The sequence below is a fragment of the Stenotrophomonas sp. OVS01A genome, assembly GCF_019969775.1.
Lineage (GTDB): Bacteria > Pseudomonadota > Gammaproteobacteria > Xanthomonadales > Xanthomonadaceae > Stenotrophomonas > Stenotrophomonas indicatrix.
In genome coordinates this window covers 54,246-73,920 of record NZ_JAHXYV010000001.1, presented here as the reverse complement: position 1 = coordinate 73,920, position 19,675 = coordinate 54,246, and the positions used below count along the sequence as shown (strand labels likewise).

At 63.9% G+C, this 19,675-nt stretch carries 12 protein-coding genes and 4 tRNA genes; 1 reads left to right on the top strand and 15 read right to left on the bottom strand.

What is annotated here, in order from left to right; translation table 11 throughout:
• Positions 1-169: 169 nt before the first annotated feature.
• The 15 genes from rpoC to LC407_RS00250 all read right to left on the bottom strand — a co-directional run bounded on the left by rpoC (position 170) and on the right by LC407_RS00250 (position 16,696).
• Positions 170-4,411 carry a DNA-directed RNA polymerase subunit beta' gene (rpoC, locus tag LC407_RS00320; protein WP_223481995.1) on the bottom strand — a complete coding sequence of 1,414 codons (4,242 nt, stop codon included), beginning with the start codon at positions 4,409-4,411 and terminating at the stop codon, positions 170-172.
• Between the two features lie 89 nt (positions 4,412-4,500).
• Positions 4,501-8,655 (bottom strand): DNA-directed RNA polymerase subunit beta, encoded by a 4,155-nt coding sequence (gene rpoB, locus LC407_RS00315; RefSeq protein ID WP_025879346.1) that lies wholly within the window; start codon positions 8,653-8,655, stop codon positions 4,501-4,503.
• Positions 8,656-8,980: 325 nt separating this feature from the next.
• Positions 8,981-9,346: a 50S ribosomal protein L7/L12 gene (gene rplL, locus LC407_RS00310; RefSeq protein WP_025879347.1), complete on the bottom strand. Its 366-nt coding sequence runs from the start codon at positions 9,344-9,346 to the stop codon at positions 8,981-8,983.
• A gap of 63 nt (positions 9,347-9,409) precedes the next feature.
• Entirely contained in the window at positions 9,410-9,946 is a 537-nt protein-coding gene (rplJ, locus tag LC407_RS00305) for a 50S ribosomal protein L10 (protein WP_025879348.1), read from the bottom strand.
• 388 nt (positions 9,947-10,334) lie between these two features.
• Positions 10,335-11,033 carry a 50S ribosomal protein L1 gene (rplA, locus tag LC407_RS00300; protein ID WP_025879349.1) on the bottom strand — a complete coding sequence of 233 codons (699 nt, stop codon included), beginning with the start codon at positions 11,031-11,033 and terminating at the stop codon, positions 10,335-10,337.
• 4 nt (positions 11,034-11,037) lie between these two features.
• Positions 11,038-11,466 carry a 50S ribosomal protein L11 gene (rplK, locus tag LC407_RS00295; RefSeq protein WP_004145248.1) on the bottom strand — a complete coding sequence of 143 codons (429 nt, stop codon included), beginning with the start codon at positions 11,464-11,466 and terminating at the stop codon, positions 11,038-11,040.
• Between the two features lie 196 nt (positions 11,467-11,662).
• Positions 11,663-12,223, bottom strand: a complete 561-nt coding sequence (nusG, locus tag LC407_RS00290; protein ID WP_025879350.1) for a transcription termination/antitermination protein NusG — start codon at positions 12,221-12,223, stop codon at positions 11,663-11,665.
• A gap of 10 nt (positions 12,224-12,233) precedes the next feature.
• Positions 12,234-12,647, bottom strand: coding sequence for a preprotein translocase subunit SecE (gene secE, locus LC407_RS00285; RefSeq protein ID WP_025879351.1), 414 nt, complete (start codon positions 12,645-12,647; stop codon positions 12,234-12,236).
• Positions 12,648-12,695: 48 nt separating this feature from the next.
• A tRNA-Trp gene (locus tag LC407_RS00280) sits at positions 12,696-12,771 on the bottom strand.
• A 101-nt stretch (positions 12,772-12,872) separates the two neighbouring features.
• Entirely contained in the window at positions 12,873-14,063 is a 1,191-nt protein-coding gene (gene tuf, locus LC407_RS00275) for an elongation factor Tu (RefSeq protein ID WP_032977440.1), read from the bottom strand.
• 39 nt (positions 14,064-14,102) lie between these two features.
• A tRNA-Thr gene (locus LC407_RS00270) sits at positions 14,103-14,178 on the bottom strand.
• A gap of 48 nt (positions 14,179-14,226) precedes the next feature.
• A tRNA-Gly gene (locus LC407_RS00265) sits at positions 14,227-14,300 on the bottom strand.
• A gap of 26 nt (positions 14,301-14,326) precedes the next feature.
• Positions 14,327-14,412: transfer RNA gene (locus LC407_RS00260), tRNA-Tyr, on the bottom strand.
• Positions 14,413-14,554: 142 nt separating this feature from the next.
• Entirely contained in the window at positions 14,555-15,565 is a 1,011-nt protein-coding gene (locus LC407_RS00255; RefSeq protein ID WP_223481994.1) for an isoaspartyl peptidase/L-asparaginase, read from the bottom strand.
• Between the two features lie 111 nt (positions 15,566-15,676).
• Positions 15,677-16,696 carry a cyanophycinase gene (locus LC407_RS00250; protein WP_059066093.1) on the bottom strand — a complete coding sequence of 340 codons (1,020 nt, stop codon included), beginning with the start codon at positions 16,694-16,696 and terminating at the stop codon, positions 15,677-15,679.
• A 170-nt stretch (positions 16,697-16,866) separates the two neighbouring features.
• On the opposite strand from LC407_RS00250, the gene LC407_RS00245 reads away from it, so the two are divergent.
• Complete coding sequence (locus LC407_RS00245) at positions 16,867-19,605, top strand: TonB-dependent receptor (protein ID WP_033830427.1); 2,739 nt, start codon at positions 16,867-16,869, stop codon at positions 19,603-19,605.
• Positions 19,606-19,675: the final 70 nt, after the last annotated feature.

Here is a 19,675-nt window from a genome sequence, read left to right as displayed (position 1 = left end):
CCTACCTCATCGACGGCGAACAGACCAGCGGCCTGGGCCCTCGAGTGCAGATCCCGCCGAGGCGGGTCCTGCGTGATACGTGTCCGGCACGGAGCCGGACCATGAAGCAGGGACCGGCCGATGGCCGCCCCCTGCCCGATCGAGGTCCGGCCTGAGCCGGACCGGCCGATCAATCCTCGGCCTGCTCGGCGTCGGTCGACTCCACCACCACTTCCGGTGCTGCCACGGCCACGGCGGGTGCAGCTGCCGGGGTGCCGGCCAGGGTCTGCATTTCCGAGTCCGTCAGCCCGCTCGCATTGCGGCGGCGGTTGGCGTGGTAGGTCAGACCGGTACCGGCCGGAATCAGACGGCCGACGATCACGTTTTCCTTCAGGCCGCGCAGGTTGTCCTTGGTGCCGCGGACGGCAGCCTCGGTCAGCACGCGGGTGGTTTCCTGGAAGGAAGCAGCCGAGATGAACGATTCGGTAGCCAGCGATGCCTTGGTGATGCCCAGCAGGACCGGATCGAAGCGAGCAATCAGCTCGTTGCGGGTGGTCAGGCGTGCATTTTCCTCGATGACGCGCTGGCGCTCGACCTGTTCGCCGTTCAGGAACTTGCTGCTGCCCTGATCGGTGATCTCGACCTTGCGCAGCATCTGGCGGGTGATCACCTCGATGTGCTTGTCGTTGATCTTCACGCCCTGCAGGCGGTACACGTCCTGGATTTCCTTGACCAGATAGGCGGCCAGCGGCTCGACGCCCAGCAGACGCAGGATGTCCTGCGGGCTCGGCTCGCCGTCGACGATGGTTTCGCCCTTGGTCACGTGCTCACCTTCGAACACGATGACCTGACGGTACTTCGGAATCAGCTCTTCGTGCTCCGAACCATCGGTGTCCTTGATGATCAGGCGCTGCTTGCCCTTGGTGTCCTTGCCGAAGCTGATGATGCCCGAACGCTCGGCCAGCACTGCCGGATCCTTCGGCTTGCGGGCTTCGAACAGATCGGCCACGCGCGGCAGACCACCGGTGATGTCGCGGGTCTTCGACGCTTCCTGCGGGATCTTGGCAACCACGTCACCCACGCCGACGGCAGCGCCGTCCTGCAGGTTGACGATCGAGCGCGGCGGCAGCAGGTACTGCGCCGGCAGGTCGGTGCCCGGAATCGACAGGTCGTTGCCCTTGCCATCGACGATGCGGACGATCGGGCGCAGATCCTTCGCCTGGGCGCCGCGGCGCTTCGGGTCGGTGATTTCGCGCGACGCCAGGCCGGTCAGCTCATCGGTCTTCTCGATGACGGTAATGCCGTCGACGAAGTCGATGAAGCGGATGAAACCGGCCACTTCCGAAACGATCGGATGGTTATGCGGATCCCAGTTGGCCACGGTCTGGCCAGCCTTGACCGCATCACCGTCCTTGGAGGTGATGGTCGCACCGTACGGCAGCTTGTAACGCTCACGCTCACGGCCGTGCGCATCGAGCACCGACATTTCACCCGAGCGCGACACCGCGACCAGCGAGCCGTTGGCATGGGCAACCGACTTGAGGTTGCTGAACTTGACCGAGCCGGTGGTCTTGACGGTGATGTTGTCGACCGCAGCAGCTCGCGATGCCGCACCACCGATGTGGAACGTACGCATGGTCAGCTGGGTACCCGGCTCACCGATGGACTGCGCGGCGATGACGCCGACCGCTTCACCGATGTTGACCAGGTGGCCACGGGCCAGATCGCGGCCGTAGCAGCGAGCGCAGACGCCGAAGGCCGATTCGCAGGAGATCGTCGAGCGGACCTTGATGGTCTGCACGCTGGCCTCTTCAAGCTTGGCGACCCATGCTTCGTCGAGCAGGGTGTTGCGGGTGACGATCGGATCTTCGTCGTTGCCCGGCAGGAACACGTCCTCGGCAACCACGCGACCCAGCACGCGATCCTTCAACGGCTCGACCACGTCGCCGCCTTCAACGATCGGGGTCATGATCAGGCCTTCGGTGGTACCGCAATCCACCTCGGTGATCACCACGTCCTGCGCCACGTCGACCAGACGACGGGTCAGGTAACCCGAGTTCGCGGTCTTCAGCGCGGTATCGGCCAGACCCTTACGGGCACCGTGGGTGGAGTTGAAGTACTCCTGCACGTTCAGGCCTTCGCGGAAGTTCGCCTTGATGGGCGTCTCGATGATCGAGCCATCGGGACGGGCCATCAGGCCACGCATGCCGGCCAGCTGACGGATCTGCGCCTGGCTGCCTCGTGCACCGGAGTCGGCCATGATGTACAGGGAGTTCATCGACTTCTGGTCGATGGTCTCGCCCTTGGCATTGATGACCTTCTCGGTACCGATGGTGTCCATCATCGCCTTGGCGATGCGCTCATTGGTGCGCGACCAGATGTCGACCACCTTGTTGTAGCGCTCGCCGGCGGTGACCAGGCCCGACTGGTACTGCTCCTGGATTTCCAGCACTTCGGCTTCGGCCTCGGTGAGGATGCCCTTCTTCTCGTCCGGGATCAGCATGTCGTCGATGCCGATCGAGACGCCGGCGCGGGTCGCGTAGGCGAAGCCGGTGTACATCAGCTTGTCGGCGAACACGACCGTGTCCTTCAGACCCAGCTGGCGGTAGCTGGAGTTGATCAGGCGGCTGATGTTCTTCTTGGTCAGCTCGGTGTTGGCCAGCGCGAACGGCAGGCCTTCCGGCAGGATTTCAGCCAGCAGGGCGCGACCGATGGTGGTATCCACGATCGAGGTCTTGCTCTGCTTGTTGCCTTCCTCGTCGGTCACCACCTCGGTGATGCGGACCTTGACGCGCGCGTGCAGTTCCACCACGCGGTTGTCGTAGGCGCGCTTGACTTCGGCGATGTTGGCGAAGGCCATGCCCTCGCCCTTCTTGTTTTCCAGCGAGCGGGTCATGTAGTACAGACCCAGCACGACGTCCTGCGACGGCACGATGATCGGCTCGCCGTTGGCCGGCGACAGGATGTTGTTGGTGGACATCATCAGCGCACGCGCTTCCAGCTGGGCTTCCAGCGAAAGCGGCACGTGGACGGCCATCTGGTCACCGTCGAAGTCGGCGTTGAACGCGGTGCAGACCAGCGGGTGCAGCTGGATGGCCTTGCCTTCGATCAGGACCGGCTCGAAGGCCTGGATGCCCAGACGGTGCAGGGTCGGCGCACGGTTCAGCATCACCGGATGCTCGCGGATGACCTCTTCCAGGATGTCCCAGACTTCGGCTTCTTCGCGCTCGACCAGCTTCTTGGCGGCCTTGATGGTGGTGGCCAGGCCACGACGCTGCAGCTTGGCGAACACGAACGGCTTGAACAGTTCGAGCGCCATCTTCTTCGGCAGGCCGCACTGGTGCAGGCGCAGGTACGGACCGACCACGATGACCGAACGGCCCGAGTAGTCGACGCGCTTGCCGAGCAGGTTCTGGCGGAAACGACCCTGCTTGCCCTTGATCATGTCGGCCAGCGACTTCAGCGGGCGCTTGTTGGTGCCGGTGATGGCACGGCCGCGACGGCCGTTGTCCAGCAGCGCATCGACCGATTCCTGCAGCATGCGCTTTTCATTGCGCACGATGATGTCCGGCGCGCTCAGTTCGAGCAGGCGGCGCAGGCGGTTGTTGCGGTTGATGACACGGCGGTACAGGTCGTTCAGATCGGAGGTCGCGAAGCGGCCACCATCCAGCGGAACCAGCGGACGCAGGTCCGGCGGCAGCACCGGCAGGACGGTCATGACCATCCACTCCGGACGGTTGCCCGATTCCAGGAAGGCTTCGATCAGCTTGATGCGCTTGGTCAGTCGCTTCAGCTTGGTTTCCGAACCGGTGCTGGCGATCTCTTCGCGCAGGCGGGTCATTTCCGACTGCAGGTCGATGGTGCGCAGCAGTTCGTACACGGCCTCGGCGCCCATGGCGGCGTCGAAGTCGTCGCCATGCTCCTGGCGGGCCTGCAGGTACTGTTCTTCGGTCAGCAGCTGGCGGCGCTCCAGGGCGGTCAGGCCCGGCTCGGTCACCACGTAGGCTTCGAAGTACAGCACGCGCTCGATATCGCGCAGGGTCATGTCCAGCATCAGGCCGATGCGCGACGGCAGCGACTTCAGGAACCAGATGTGCGCGACCGGCGAGGCCAGGTCGATGTGGCCCATGCGCTCGCGACGCACCTTGGCCAGGGTCACTTCGGTGCCGCACTTCTCGCAGACCACGCCGCGGTGCTTCATGCGCTTGTACTTGCCGCACAGGCACTCGTAGTCCTTGACCGGTCCGAAGATGGCGGCGCAGAACAGGCCGTCACGTTCCGGCTTGAAGGTACGGTAGTTGATGGTTTCCGGCTTCTTCACTTCGCCGAAGGACCACGACCGGATCAGGTCCGGCGAAGCCAGCGCGATCTTGATCGCGTCGAAGTCCAGCGTCTGGCGCTGCTGGTTGAAGAGGTTGAGCAGGTCTTTCATGGTGTTCTCCAGAAGGAGGAATGCTGTGTCGATGGGCTTTCAGTTCACTGCCAGCGGCGCGGCGGCGGTGGCCGCCGCGCCGGCATGGATCAGTTGTCTTCCAGTTCCATGTTGATGGCCAGCGAGCGGATTTCCTTCACCAGGACGTTGAAGGATTCCGGCATGCCCGCGACCATCTCGTGCTCACCGTCGACGATGTTCTTGTACATCTGGTTGCGGCCCTGCACGTCATCGGACTTCACCGTCAGCATTTCCTGCAGGGTGTAGGCCGCGCCGTAGGCTTCCAGCGCCCAGACTTCCATTTCACCGAAGCGCTGGCCGCCGAACTGCGCCTTGCCGCCCAGCGGCTGCTGGGTGACGAGCGAGTACGGGCCGGTCGAACGGGCGTGCATCTTGTCGTCGACCAGGTGGTTCAGCTTCAGGTAGTGCATGTAGCCAACGGTGGTGTGGCGATCGAAGGCTTCACCGGTGCGGCCGTCATACAGCTGGGTCTGGCCACTGCTCGGCAGGTCGGCCAGTTCCAGCATGCGCTTGATTTCCGCTTCGGTGGCACCGTCGAACACCGGCGTTGCCATCGGCACGCCGTCGAACAGGTTGCGGGCCAGACGCAGCAGTTCCTCGTCGCTGAACTGCGACAGGTCGACACGGTTGGCCACGTTGGTGTCATCGTGGTTGTAGATGTCGTCCAGGAACTTGCGCAGGTCGGCGACCGCGGCCTGGGCTTCCAGCATTGCCTGGATCTTGCGACCCAGACCCTTGGCTGCCCAGCCCAGGTGCACTTCCAGGATCTGCCCGATGTTCATACGCGACGGCACGCCCAGCGGGTTCAGCACGATGTCCACGGTTTCGCCCGAGGCCATGTACGGCATGTCCTCGACCGGCACCACGTTGGACACCACACCCTTGTTGCCGTGGCGGCCTGCCATCTTGTCGCCCGGCTGGATGCGGCGCTTCACTGCCAGGAACACCTTGACCATCTTCAGCACGCCCGGGGCGAGGTCGTCGCCAGCGGTGATCTTGCCGCGCTTGTCGGCGAAGCGACGCTCGAATTCCTTCTCGTGCGCCTGGATCTGCTTCTGTGCGCGCTCGATGGCTTCGGCGGCGTCCTCGTCCTTCATGCGCAGCACGAACCAGTCGGCCTTCTTCAGGCCATCCAGGTAGGCGTCGGAGATGACGTCGCCCTTCTTCAGGCCGGCGCCACCGTTGACCACCTTGCCGACGATCTGCGAACGCAGACGGGCATAGATGGCTGCTTCCAGGATGCGGAACTGGTCGTCGAAGTCCTTCTTGACGCGCTTGATTTCAGATTCTTCGATCTGACGGGCGCGCTTGTCCTTCTCGATGCCGTCGCGGGTGAAGACCTGCACGTCGATGACGGTGCCGTCCATGCCCGGGGGCACGCGCAGCGAGCTGTCCTTCACGTCCGAAGCCTTCTCGCCGAAGATCGCGCGCAGCAGCTTCTCTTCCGGGGTCAGCTGGCTTTCGCCCTTCGGGGTGACCTTGCCGACCATGATGTCGCCGGCGCGGACTTCGGCACCGATGTACACCACGCCGCTTTCGTCCAGGCGGTTCAGCGCCTGCTCGGAAACGTTCGGGATGTCGGCCGAGATTTCCTCCGGCCCCAGCTTGGTGTCACGCGCAACGCAGGTCAGCTCTTCGATGTGGATCGTGGTGTAGCGATCCTCTTCCACCACGCGCTCGGAGAGCAGGATGGAGTCTTCGAAGTTGTAGCCGTTCCACGGCATGAAGGCGATCAGCATGTTCTGGCCCAGGGCCAGTTCACCGATGTCGGTGGACGGACCATCGGCCAGCACGTCGCCACGCGCCACCACGTTGCCCACTTCCACCAGCGGACGCTGGTTGATGCAGGTGTTCTGGTTGGAGCGGGTGTACTTGATCAGGTTGTAGATGTCCACGCCGGCGTCGGACGCGTCGGTGATCTCGGCTTCGTTGACCTTGACCACGATGCGGGCGGCGTCGATCTGCACGATCTCACCACCACGACGGGCGTTCACGGTCACGCCCGAGTCACGCGCCACGGCGCGCTCGATGCCGGTACCGACCAGCGGCTTCTGCGCACGCAGGGTCGGCACGGCCTGACGCTGCATGTTGGCGCCCATCAGTGCGCGGTTGGCGTCATCGTGCTCCAGGAACGGAACCAGCGCGGCCGCGATCGACACGGTCTGCATCGGCGAGACGTCCATGAAGTGGACTTCCGCCGGCGGCTTCAGCAGCGATTCGCCCTGGTAACGGCAGGGGACGAACTGCTCGGTCAGCACGCTGTTGGCATCGGTCAGGGCGTTGGCCTGGGCGATGACGTACTCGTTTTCTTCGATGGCCGACAGGAACTCGACTTCGTCGAAGACCTTGCCGTCCACGACCTTGCGGTACGGGGTCTCGAGGAAACCGTACTGGTTGGTGCGGGCGTACACGGCCAGCGAGTTGATCAGGCCGATGTTCGGGCCTTCCGGCGTTTCGATGGTGCAGACGCGGCCGTAATGGGTCGGGTGCACGTCGCGCACTTCGAAGCCGGCGCGCTCACGGGTCAGGCCGCCCGGGCCCAGGGCCGAGACGCGACGCTTGTGCGTGACTTCCGACAGCGGGTTGTTCTGATCCATGAACTGCGACAGCTGCGAGGAGCCGAAGAATTCCTTGATCGCCGCAGCCACCGGCTTGGCGTTGATCAGCTCCTGCGGGGTCAGGCCTTCCGACTCGGCCATCGACAGGCGTTCCTTGACCGCGCGCTCGACGCGGACCAGGCCCACGCGGAACACGTTCTCGGCCATTTCACCGACCGAACGCACGCGACGGTTGCCCAGGTGATCGATGTCATCGACCACGCCGCGACCGTTGCGGATCTCGGTCAGGACCTTGATCACGTCCAGGATGTCCGAGCTGTCGCCGTGGGCGGCAACGAGGCGCTTGGACTCTTCGTCGTTGCGCTCGCCGTAGTACTTGCGGTCGTACAGCACGGCTTCGCCGGTGGTTTCCTTGCGGCCCACGCGACGGTTGAACTTCATGCGGCCGACTGCGGACAGGTCGTAGCGCTCGAAGGTGAAGAACAGGTTGTGGAACAGGTTCTGCGCGGCATCCTTGGTCGGCGGCTCGCCCGGACGCATCATGCGGTAGATCTCGACCAGGGCTTCCAGCTGGGTCTTGGTCGGATCGATGCGCAGGGTGTTGGACAGGTACGGGCCACGATCCAGGTCGTTCACCCACAGGGTGCCCACGGCATCGACGCCGGCCTTGCGGAAGGCCTGCAGCTGTTCGTCGGTGATTTCGTCGTTGGCCTGGGCCAGCAGTTCGCCGGTCGAGGCATCGACCACGTCGTGCGACAGGATGCGGCCGACGATGTAGTCGTCCGGCACGGCCAGGGCGGCGATGCCCGAGGCTTCCAGCTGCTTGATGTGGCGCGCGGTGATGCGCTTGCCGGCTTCCACGATGACCTTGTCGCCGTCGGCGAGGTCGAAGCCCAGGGTTTCGCCGCGCAGGCGCTCGGGCACCAGCTCCAGCTGGACGCCTTCATCCGGGTTGATGTGGAAGGTGTTGATCTCGAAGAACTCGGCCAGCATCTCTTCGTTGCTGTAGCCAAGCGCACGCAGCAGGATCGACACCGGCAGCTTGCGGCGACGGTCGATACGGGTGAACAGCGCGTCCTTCGGGTCGAACTCGAAGTCCAGCCAGGAGCCGCGGTAAGGAATGATGCGGGCGCTGTACAGCAGCTTGCCCGAGCTGTGGGTCTTGCCACGGTCGTGGTCGAAGAACACGCCCGGCGAGCGGTGCAGCTGCGAGACGATGACACGCTCGGTGCCGTTGACGATGAAGGTGCCGTTGTCGGTCATCAGCGGGATTTCGCCGAGGTAGACCTCCTGCTCCTTCACGTACTTGATGGCCTTGGTCGACGACTCGCGGTCGTAGATCACCAGGCGCACGGTCACGCGCAGCGGCGCACCGTAGCTCATGCCACGCTGACGGCACTCACGCTCGTCGAAGACCGGATCGCCCAGCTTGTAGCCGACGTATTCCAGGGCAGCATTGCCGCTGTAGCTGGCGATCGGGAAGACCGACTTCAGTGCAGCGTGCAGGCCGTGGTCCGTGCGCTTGGCCGGATCGACGTTCTCCTGCAGGAATTCACGGTAGGAATCCACCTGGATGGCGAGCAGGAACGGCACTTCGAGAATCGAACGCTGCTTGCCGAAATCCTTGCGGATACGCTTTTTTTCGGTGAACGAATAGGACGTCATGAGGTCTTCCACCTTGTTGTGCGAGTCGTGCGCCCACGACCCGAAGGGAACTTGAAATTGTCAGTTGGAAGTCGCTGGTATTGCCGGCACCAGCACGCCTTCTCCCGCTACTTCCAACTGCCAACTCGTCTGCATCCACTCCCCCGCCGCCGCGCGTTGCGCTGGCCGGCCAGGGTTTGACCGCAGCCCGTGTTGGGCTTTTCACCGTATTTCCGTAGAACCGCGCCACGATTGGCCGGGCCTACAACAACGACCAAAGGCCGGGGGCTTACGCCCCCAGCCTTGGCTGCATCGCCGGATTTCGATGGCGACGCAATGGAAGTGCTTACTTGACTTCGACAGTCGCGCCAGCAGCTTCCAGGTCCTTCTTCATCTTCTCGGCTTCGTCCTTCGAAGCGTTGTCCTTCAGGACGCCGCCGGCTTCGGCCAGGTCCTTCGCTTCCTTCAGGCCCAGGCCGGTGATGGCGCGGACGGCCTTGATGACTTCGACCTTCTTGTCGCCAGCGGTCTTCAGGGTGACGACGAATTCGGTCTGCTCTTCAACGACGGCAGCCGGGCCAGCCACAGCAGCGGCGACCGGAGCAGCGGCGGAGACGCCGAACTTCTCTTCGATGGCCTTGACCAGCTCCATCACTTCCATCAGGGACTTCTCGGCGATGGCGTCGACGATCTGTTCGTTGGTAAGGGACATGATAATTACCTTTGGATGTTTTTCTGGATTGAGGTTCCGTCAGGAACCACGATTAGTCGAAACTCAGGCGGTCTCGGCGGCCGGTTCAGCAGCGTCGGCGGCGACGTCGCCACCATTCTGCTTGTCGCCGATTGCCTTGATGGCGCGGGCGAACATCGTGACCGGCTCGGTCAGGACGCGTGCCAGCATTGCCAGGGCCTGGTCGCGGGTCGGCAGCGAGGCCAACACGTCGACATGGCTTGCCGGGAACACTTCACCACCGATTGCGACGACCTTGGCCTTAAGCTTGTCGTTGCCCTTGGCGGCATCCTTGATCAGGCGACCGGCAGCACCGGGCTCCTCGAGCGAGAACGCGTACAGCAGCGGACCAACCATCTGGTCCTGTGCGACTGCGAACTCGGTGCCTTCAACGGCACGCGACGCCAGGGTGTTCTTGACAACTTTCAAGAAAACGCCGGTTTCACGAGCCTGCTTACGCATCGCGGTCATCTGAGCGACCGTGGTGCCAGCGTATTCGGCTGCGATCAAGGAGTGGGCCTTGGCGGCGATGTCTGCCAGCTCCGCGACTACTTCTTGCTTCTGGGACAGATTGAGAGCCATTGCACTCCTCCGATTGAACTCCGCTTACGGCTCCTGCCGTGTGCGGTCCTGTGCGGCATCCGTCCTGGACGCCGGGAACATCGGAATGATGTTCCGGGGGGTGGGCCGTTCTAGACCTGGAGTGGGCCAACCTGGGTAACCCCAGACGTGCGTGAACCAGAAAAACTCCAGAAGGGCACCATCTACGCAGGGTGATTCCTGGGAATCGATTAAGCGTTCGTGACTGCTCCGGCGGCGACTCCCTGCCAAATCGAGCTTCCGTGCCCGTCGCCGGCATGCCACGACCGCACCTGCGGTCTTTGACGGCTACCACCGGCGATGTGTTGCCGGCGATGCCTTCAAATGTCACGGTCGCGGGACCCGAGGGACCCGCGACCGCTTGAAACGATTACTTCAGGCTCAGCGACGACTGGTCGACGGTGACGCCCGGGCCCATCGTCGAGCTGACCGAAACCTTCTGCAGGTAGGTGCCCTTCGAGGTGGCCGGCTTGGCCTTGATCAGGTCCAGCAGCAGCGCGGTCAGGTTCGACTTCAGCGCGTCTTCGGCGAAGTCGGCCTTGCCGATGGTGCAGTGGATGATGCCGGCCTTGTCGGTGCGGTAACGCACCTGACCCGACTTGGCATTCTTCACAGCCTCACCCGGGTTCGGGGAGACGGTGCCGACCTTCGGGTTCGGCATCAGGCCGCGCGGGCCCAGCACGGTACCCAGCTTACCGACAACGCGCATTGCGTCCGGGGTCGCGATCACGACGTCGTAGTTCAGATCGCCGGCCTGCATCTTCTCGGCCAGGTCGTCCATACCGACGGCTTCGGCGCCAGCAGCCAGGGCTTCATCAGCCTTGGCACCGGCCGGAGCGAAGACAGCGACGCGGACCGACTTGCCGGTACCAGCCGGCAGCACGGTGGAGCCACGGACCTGCTGGTCGGACTTCTTCGCGTCGACGCCCAGGCGCACAGCAACGTCGATCGACTCGACGAACTTGGCCTTGGTGGCGGTCTTCAGGATGTTGATTGCGTCCTCGAAGGCGTATGCCTTGCCCGGAACGATAGCGGCCTTGATGGCCTTCTCACGCTTGGTCTGTGCCATCTTCTTAACCCTCCACCACGAGGCCCATGGAACGGGCAGAGCCAGCGATGGTACGCACGGCGGCGTCCAGGTCGGCGGCAGTCAGATCCGGTTCCTTCGCCTTGGCGATCTCTTCCAGCTGCTTACGGGTGACCTTGCCGACCTTCTCGGTGTTCGGGCGCTTGGAGCCCGACGAGATGCCAGCGGCCTTCTTCAGCAGGGTGGTGGCCGGAGTGCTCTTGGTGATGAAGGTGAACGTACGGTCCGAATAGGCCGTGATGATCACCGGAACCGGCAGACCCGGCTCGAGCTTCTGCGTGGCGGCATTGAAGGCCTTGCAGAATTCCATGATGTTCAGGCCGCGCTGACCCAGCGCAGGACCGACCGGCGGCGAGGGGTTGGCCTGACCGGCCTTCACCTGCAGCTTGATATAACCGACAACTTTCTTTGCCATGTGAGTACTCTCCGGGTGCTAGCGCCTTGCGACAACAGGCTCCCCATCGGACCGGGAATCACGCGTCCCGGCATCGCGTTTTGAAATCATGCCGAAGGCCACCTTTCGGTGGCCTCATCCCGCCAGCTTCCCAACGGGAGCCGCGCAGCATATCAGGTTTTTTCTTCACATGCCTGAAGCGGCAGATGAATGCAGATCAGACGGCCTTTTCGACCTGACCGAACTCAAGTTCGACCGGGGTGGCGCGACCGAAGATCAACACCGAGACGCGCAGACGGCTCTTCTCGTAATTGACCTCTTCGACGACACCATTGAAGTCGTTGAACGGACCCTCGGTGACGCGGACCATCTGGCCCGGCTCGAACAGCACCTTCGGACGCGGCTTCTCGACGCCTTCCTGGACACGATTCAGGATCGCCTCGGCCTCGGAGTCGGCGATCGGCAGCGGACGATCAGCGGTTCCGCCGATGAAGCCCATGACGCGCGGGGTTTCCTTGACCAGATGCCAGCTTTCGTTGTCGATGCGCGGAATACCGGCTTCTTCGTGGGTCTCGATCTGGACCAGCACGTAACCCGGGAAGAACTTGCGCTCGGAACGGCGCTTCTGGCCGGCGCGCATTTCGATCACTTCCTCGGTCGGAACCAGGACGTCGCCGAAGCGCTCTTCCATGCCGTCACGGACGATGCGATCGCGCAGAGCCTGCGCCACCGACTTCTCGAAGCCCGAATAGGCGTGAACGACGTACCAACGCTTCATGCATTTCTCCTTAGCGGCTCAGGAACCACTGAGTCAGTTTCTGGATGAAGAAGTCGAACCCGCCCAGCAGCAAGCTGAGAATCAGGACGACGACAATCACCACCCAGGTCATGCGAATGGCTTCCTGGCGGGTCGGCCAGACCACTTTACGCAGTTCAAAGCGCGACTCGGAGAGGAATTCGCGGGTGTCGCGCCCCTTGCCGGTCAGCATGAACACGCCGATACCGCCAACCAGGCCGACCACGACCGCCAACGCACGCAGCTGACCCGCCCACGCGCCCAGCTGGGCAGCGCGACCGGAGTCGGCGGAGAACCAGAACCAGACGAACAGACCTGCCAGCACCAGCAACGATGCGAGGACGTACTTGACGATATCCCCGCCTTGCGCGGAGGTGTCCTTGGAATGTTCGATCTTGCTATTCATCAGGCTGTGTCTGCTTTAGCGGCAGGGCCGCTCGGTAAGGTGGGCAGATGGCACGCCAGGAGGGACTCGAACCCCCAACCTGCGGTTTTGGAGACCGCTGCTCTGCCAATTGAGCTACTGGCGTACGTTGAAAACTTGCCTTCCCTTAGACGGCGAAGGCGGACCGAGGTTCCCGGCCCGCCACTCGCCAGACCGGCAGCGCTATGCGACCGCCGGCATGCAGGCTTACTCGAGGATGTTGGCAACCACGCCAGCACCGACGGTACGGCCACCTTCGCGGATGGCGAAGCGCAGGCCGGCGTCCATGGCGACCGGGTTGATCAGGGTGACAACCATCTTCACGTTGTCGCCCGGCATCACCATCTCGACGCCTTCCGGCAGCTCGACCGCACCGGTGATGTCGGTGGTACGGAAGTAGAACTGCGGACGGTAGCCCTTGAAGAACGGGGTGTGACGGCCGCCTTCGTCCTTCGACAGCACGTACACTTCGGCGTCGAACTTGGTGTGCGGCTTGATCGAACCCGGCTTGGCCAGAACCTGGCCACGCTCGACGTCGTCACGCTTGGTGCCGCGCAGCAGCAGACCGGCGTTGTCGCCTGCCTGACCCTGGTCCAGCAGCTTGCGGAACATTTCCACGCCGGTCACGGTGGTCTTCTGCACCGGACGGATGCCGACGATTTCGATTTCTTCGCCGACCTTGATCACGCCGCGCTCGATACGACCGGTCACCACGGTGCCGCGGCCCGAGATCGAGAACACGTCTTCGACCGGCATCAGGAACGCCTTGTCGACGTCACGCTCCGGGGTCGGGATCCAGGTGTCCAGCGCCTCGACCAGCTTGATGACGGCCGGCACGCCGATGTCGCTCTGGTCGCCTTCCAGCGCCAGACGGGCCGAACCCGAGATGATCGGGGTGTCGTCGCCCGGGAAGTCATACTTGCTCAGCAGCTCGCGGACTTCCATTTCGACCAGTTCCAGCAGCTCGGCATCGTCAACCATGTCGGCCTTGTTCAGGAACACGACGATGTACGGCACGCCGACCTGACGCGACAGCAGGATGTGCTCGCGGGTCTGCGGCATCGGGCCGTCAGCGGCCGAGCACACCAGGATCGCGCCGTCCATCTGGGCAGCACCGGTGATCATGTTCTTGACGTAGTCAGCATGGCCCGGGCAATCGACGTGGGCGTAGTGACGAACGGTGGATTCGTACTCGACGTGCGCGGTCGAGATCGTGATGCCACGTGCCTTTTCTTCCGGCGCAGCGTCGATCGCGGAGTAATCCTTGAACTCGCCACCAAAGCGCTCGGCACCGATCTTGGTCAGTGCGGCGGTCAGCGTGGTCTTGCCGTGGTCGACGTGACCGATGGTGCCGACATTGACGTGCGGCTTGGTGCGCTCGAACTTACCCTTGGCCATGGCTGCTTATCTCGAATTCGTCTGGTGTGGTGCTGAAGATGGTGCTCACAAAAGGAATCGAACCTTCGACCTCTTCCTTACCAAGGAAGTGCTCTACCGACTGAGCTATGTGAGCGAGTTTTGCATTATGGCATGAACTCGATAATATTCAAAGTTCATTCAATGGAGCGGGAGACGGGAATCGAACCCGCACCATCAGCTTGGAAGGCTGAGGTTCTACCATTGAACTACTCCCGCACCGGGAATGTGCCACAACGTGAAGCTGGTGGAGGGAGGTGGATTCGAACCACCGAAGGCGTAAGCCAGCAGATTTACAGTCTGCCCCCGTTGGCCGCTTGGGTATCCCTCCTTACCACCCCATTCCGTGCCGCCGAAGCGTTGCGGTGTGTGGTGGTGAGCCCGCAATTCTGGAGATGAAGCAGGGGTCTGTCAACGCTTTTTTTCACTTTTTTTCACGCGCGTCGCAAACCCCTTGATACGCAAGGGTCTGCTCAAGGCAGCGCGATTGGCTCGTCGGCAAAGATGGCCACATGGGCAACGCCATCGGCCCCGATCCAGCCCCGATACATGCCCTGGGTGTTGAACGGCGCTGCCGCTTTTCCATCTGCAGAGAGCACGATCGCCCCGCCGTCGCCGCCCATCTGCGGAATCGCGTCGTTGATCACGCCCTTGCCCGCCTGTTCCGGCGACTGACCGAGGTAGCGCATGCGCGCGCAGATCTCATGGGCTGCCGCGGTACGGATGTAGTACTCGCCCCAACCGGTACCCGACACCGCACAGCGCGCATCGGCCCAGGTGCCGGCACCGATGATCGGCGAATCGCCGACACGTCCATAGCGCTTGTTGGTCATGCCGCCAGTGGAGGTGCCTGCAGCAAGATGCCCCTGTGCATCCAGGGCGACCGCACCGACCGTGCCGAAGTGCTTTGCGGTTTCCAGGTCGGCATGCGCCTGCCCGCTCGCTTCTTCCTTCAATGCACGCTGCAGCTGCTGCCAGCGCTTGTCGGTGCGGAAGTAGGAGGGGTCGACCAGGGTCACGCCCTGCTCGGTGGCGAAGGCTTCGGCGCCCTGCCCCACCATCATCACGTGCCTGGACTTCTGCATCACCGCCTGCGCGAGGAGGATCGGGTTGCGCACGCGCTGCACGCCGGCCACTGCTCCGGCCGCCTGGGTGGCACCGTCCATCACCGCCGCGTCCAGTTCATTGCGGCCTTCGTGGGTGAACACCGCGCCCTTGCCCGCGTTGAAGGTCGGATCATCCTCGAGCACGGTGATGGCCGCGGTCACCGCCGCCAGTGCCGGACGCCCGGCTGCAAGTTCGGCATGGCCCTTCAGCAATGCCGCCTTCAGCGCAGCGCGCGCGGCCTGTTCTTCTGCCGCGGAGAGATCCTTGCGCTCCACCCCGGCACCGCCGTGGATGACCAGCAGCGGTGATGCGGTGGGTGCGGCCTGGGCCAGCAGTGGCAGGGACAACAGCGCGGACATCGCCAGGCGCAGTTTCATGGAAGCAGATCTCCAGCAGGACAAGGATTGGATTGCACGGTAGCGTCGGGCCATGCCCGGTGGAAGGCACAGCGCGACGGCATCCGCCGGGCATGGCCCGGCGCTACCGGATCATTGGCGGACGACTTCAATCTCGCCATCGCTGATTTCAGCCAAAGCCTGGTAGGCCGCGTCGGCCTGCAGGTCGTCCAGGCGCATGCGACTGCCGCTGGCGACCACGGTGACCGGTACCGCATGGAAGCGCAGGGGCTCGCCTACCACCAGCCGGTCGGCGTCGCGTCCGGGGCTGACCACCCAGACCTTGCCTTCGCCGTCGGCACTGTAGACCTGGGCCTGGCCGTCAGGCTCCACGCACAGGGCCGTGTCTTCGTCGACGCCGATGCCGACCATGTCCGGGTCACCGCTGTCATGCGCGGCGCGGGCCACGAACACGATCAGGCGGCCGAGACGGTCGCGCTTGTCGAAGTGGGTGTCGGTGACCACCCGCTGCAGGTAGGGCAACTGCAGGAAGCCGCGGTCCAGGGTCACCGCCTCGCCCATCGGGTCGGCCATGGCGCTGGCCGAATCGATGCTGCCGCCGTCCAGCGCGCCATAGGCGTAGCCGCCGAGGATGGCCAGCCCGGCGCTGGTGCCGGCAATCGGCTTGCCGGCGCGCACGTGGGCATTCAGCGCGCGATTGAGCGCGGTGCCCTTCCAGAAGCGGATGTAGCGGGACTGATCGCCGCCGGCGATGAAGATCGCATCGGCTGCGGCCACGACCCGCAGCACGGCCGGGTCATCGGCGCCGCGGCGGTTGTCGAACACCAGGGTCTGCACGGCGGTGGTGCCGCCAATCTCCCGGTACAGACGGTCCTGCAGCTCATCGGTGCCGGAGGCGCGCAGGATCAACACACGGCCATTGCCGGCCTGGCGCAGCCACCACTGGAAGGCTTCAGGCACCCATTCGCCACCGCCCATCAGCATCATCGCGGGGGCTCGCGGGCCAGGCCGCGGTGCATCCAGATCGCCCACTTCGTAGTAGGCGAAGCCCGGGTCCATCAGTTCCTGTGCCGCCGCTGGTGATGACCAGAAGAGCGCGGACAGCAGCAAGGCGATGAGCGGGCCACGCAGCCCGTAGCGAAGGCGTCGCATTTTGATCTCCCTGAACAAAAACGACCTGCAACCGTTTTCACTCTTTGCCAGACATATTCCCAGTAGTCAAGGACATGAAAAAGGCGTTAAATGCGCGCGCCCATTCCTGAAATGTGAATGGGGGACAGGGCCCCTCCTCTGTGGGCCGGCATTACTTCCGAGAATTTCTCATGCGTAGACAGGCGATGGCGTGGTCGATCCAGCTGGCGTTGATGGGCGTTGCTGCTTCGGCGGCGGCACAGACTCCCGCTTCCTCTTCGGTACAACAGCTGGATGCGGTGCAGGTGACCGGCTCACGCATCCCGCGCGCCCAGGTGGAAGGACCGGCGCCGATCACTGTCATCAACGCAGAGCAGATCCGCTCCAGCGGCTTCACCACCGTGCCGGACGTGCTGCGCGCGATGACCCAGAACGGCGGTGAGACGCAGAGCCAGCAGTCCTCCGGAGGGGCCGATTTCTCGCCGGGTGCGCAGCAGGTCGACCTGCGCGGGTTGGGGCCGAACCACACCCTGGTGCTGGTCAACGGCCGTCGCATCGCCGACTTCCCGATGCCGTTCAAGGGCCGCAGCAACTTCACCGATGTGTCCAACATTCCGCTGGGCATGATCGACCGCATTGAAGTGCTGACCGGCAGCGCGTCGGCGATCTACGGCTCGGATGCAATCGCCGGCGTGGTCAATTTCATCCTGAAGAAGAAGGCCGATGGCACCACCATCGACATGCGCATGGGCACCACCACCGAAGGCGGTGGTGAGTCGTTCGACATGAGCTTGGCCAGCGGCTTCAGCAGCGGCAACTTCAACGCGGTGTACAGCGTCGAACTGCAGTCGCAGACGCCGCTGTGGGCCTACGACCGCGACATCCAGGACTCGACGCAGGACGGCCCGACCGAAGGCGCGCGCATCGCCCGTCGTTCCTACCTGCGCACCGATTACAACGATGACTACCTGGACCCGGGCGCGGCGACCTGCGAGGCGTTGGCCGGGCAGAATCAGGGCAGCACCTACCGCGCGTTCCGTCCGCGCTACGGCTACTACTGCGGCAGCGACAGCGCGATCGGCTACGGCACGATCCTCAGCAAGCGCCGCGGCGCCAACGGCTATGCCTCGCTCAGCTACGACTTCGACAACGGCCAGCAGTGGTTCGCCGACGTGCAGCTGGGCTACCACACGATGTCACTGATGCGCGATGTCACCAAGTGGGGCCGCATGGCCGCCGACGGCGATGAGTCGGGTTACTTCAACAATGAAGCCACCGGCGAGATCGAGTTCTGGCAGCGCCAGTTCTCGCCCGAGGAAATGGGCGGGCTGGACAATGCGATGGTGCGCAGCACGCAGAAGACCTTCAGCGTGACCACCGGCTTCAAGGGCAACCTGACCGGCAACTGGGACTACGAAGCAGCACTGAGCCATTCGCAGTACCAGTCGCGGATCAGCTGGGCGCAGATCATCGCATCCAAGGCCAACGACCTGTTCCTGGGCCCGCAGCTGGGCGAGGACGAGGACGGCTTCCCGATCTACAACGCCGATCCGTCGCGCCTGTACCGGCCGCTGACCCGTGCCGAGTACGATTCGATCGCCGCACGCACCACCTATACGCCGAAGTCGCGCACCGAGACGGCTGCGTTGACCCTGACCAATGGGTCGCTGTTCACCCTGCCCGGTGGCGATGCCGGCTTTGCCGCGACGGTGGAAGTGGGCCAGCAGGCCTACGCGCTCAACCCGGACCCGCTGGCGACCGGCTATTACTACTACAGCTGGAAGGATTCGGACGGCAAGGGCTCGCGCAACCGCTGGGCGACTGCCGCCGAGCTGCGCATGCCGCTGCATGAGACGGTCAACCTGAGCGTGGCCGGCCGTTACGACCAGTATCGCTATTCGGGCCACACCATCGGCAAGGCGACCTGGAGCGGCGGCCTGGAATGGCGCCCGATCGACACGCTGCTGGTGCGCGGCTCGTACGGCACCGCGTTCCGTGCGCCGGACCTGCACTATGTGTTCGCCGGCCCGGGCAACGACGAGACCAGCGCGGAAGATCTGTACAACTGCCGCGCCGACGCCGCCGATGATTGCGCCGATTACGAGCGCAACGTGATCCGCAGCCGCAGTGGCAACCGCGAGCTGGAACCGGAAACCAGCACCTCCTGGAGCGCGGGCTTCGTGTGGTCGCCGGCCACCGGCCTGGACCTGTCGGCCGACTGGTTCAACATCGACATGCGCGACCAGGTGCAGGACATGGACGTGCGTACGATCCTGGCCAGCGAAGCGAACTGCCGGCTGGGCAGCGCCGACATCGGCTCGCCGACCTGCGTGGATGCCCTGGCCCGCATCACCCGCACCGCAGACGGCCGCCTGTACGGTGTGCACGTCAATCCGATCAACGTGGCGCGCGAGTCCACCTCCGGCATCGACGTCGGCCTGCGCTACCGCCTGCAGACCGGCATCGGCGACTTCATCTTCAATGGCACCCACACCTGGGTGAAGAAGCATGATTTCCAGCGCTATGCCGGTGATGTGACCGAAGACCAGTTCGCGATCAACAGCGGCTTCGATATTCCCCGCACCAAGACCAGCGTCAGCGTGACCTGGGAAAAGGACGCCTGGTCGGCCACCGTGTACGGCTCGCGCCTGGGCAAGCTGCCGACCTCGGACAGCTACGACCAGGTGTTCGACGAGGAAAGCGGCGACAGCCCGTGGATCAAGGCGACCTACCGCTACAACGCTTCGCTGCAGTACCGCTTCGACGATCACTCGCGGTTGTCGCTGTCGGTGGTCAATGTGTTCAACAAGATGCCGCCGAAGGACAAGACCTATACGGCGTACCCGTACTACGACGTGTCCTGGTTCGACAGCGTCGGCCGTACCATCAACCTGCAGTACACCCACAAGTTCGGTGGCAGCGCGCTGTAAGGACGCCCTGCTGGTGGCTCGCCACAGACCCCCGCTTCGGCGGGGGTCTTTTTTTGACCGCCAGCCCCTG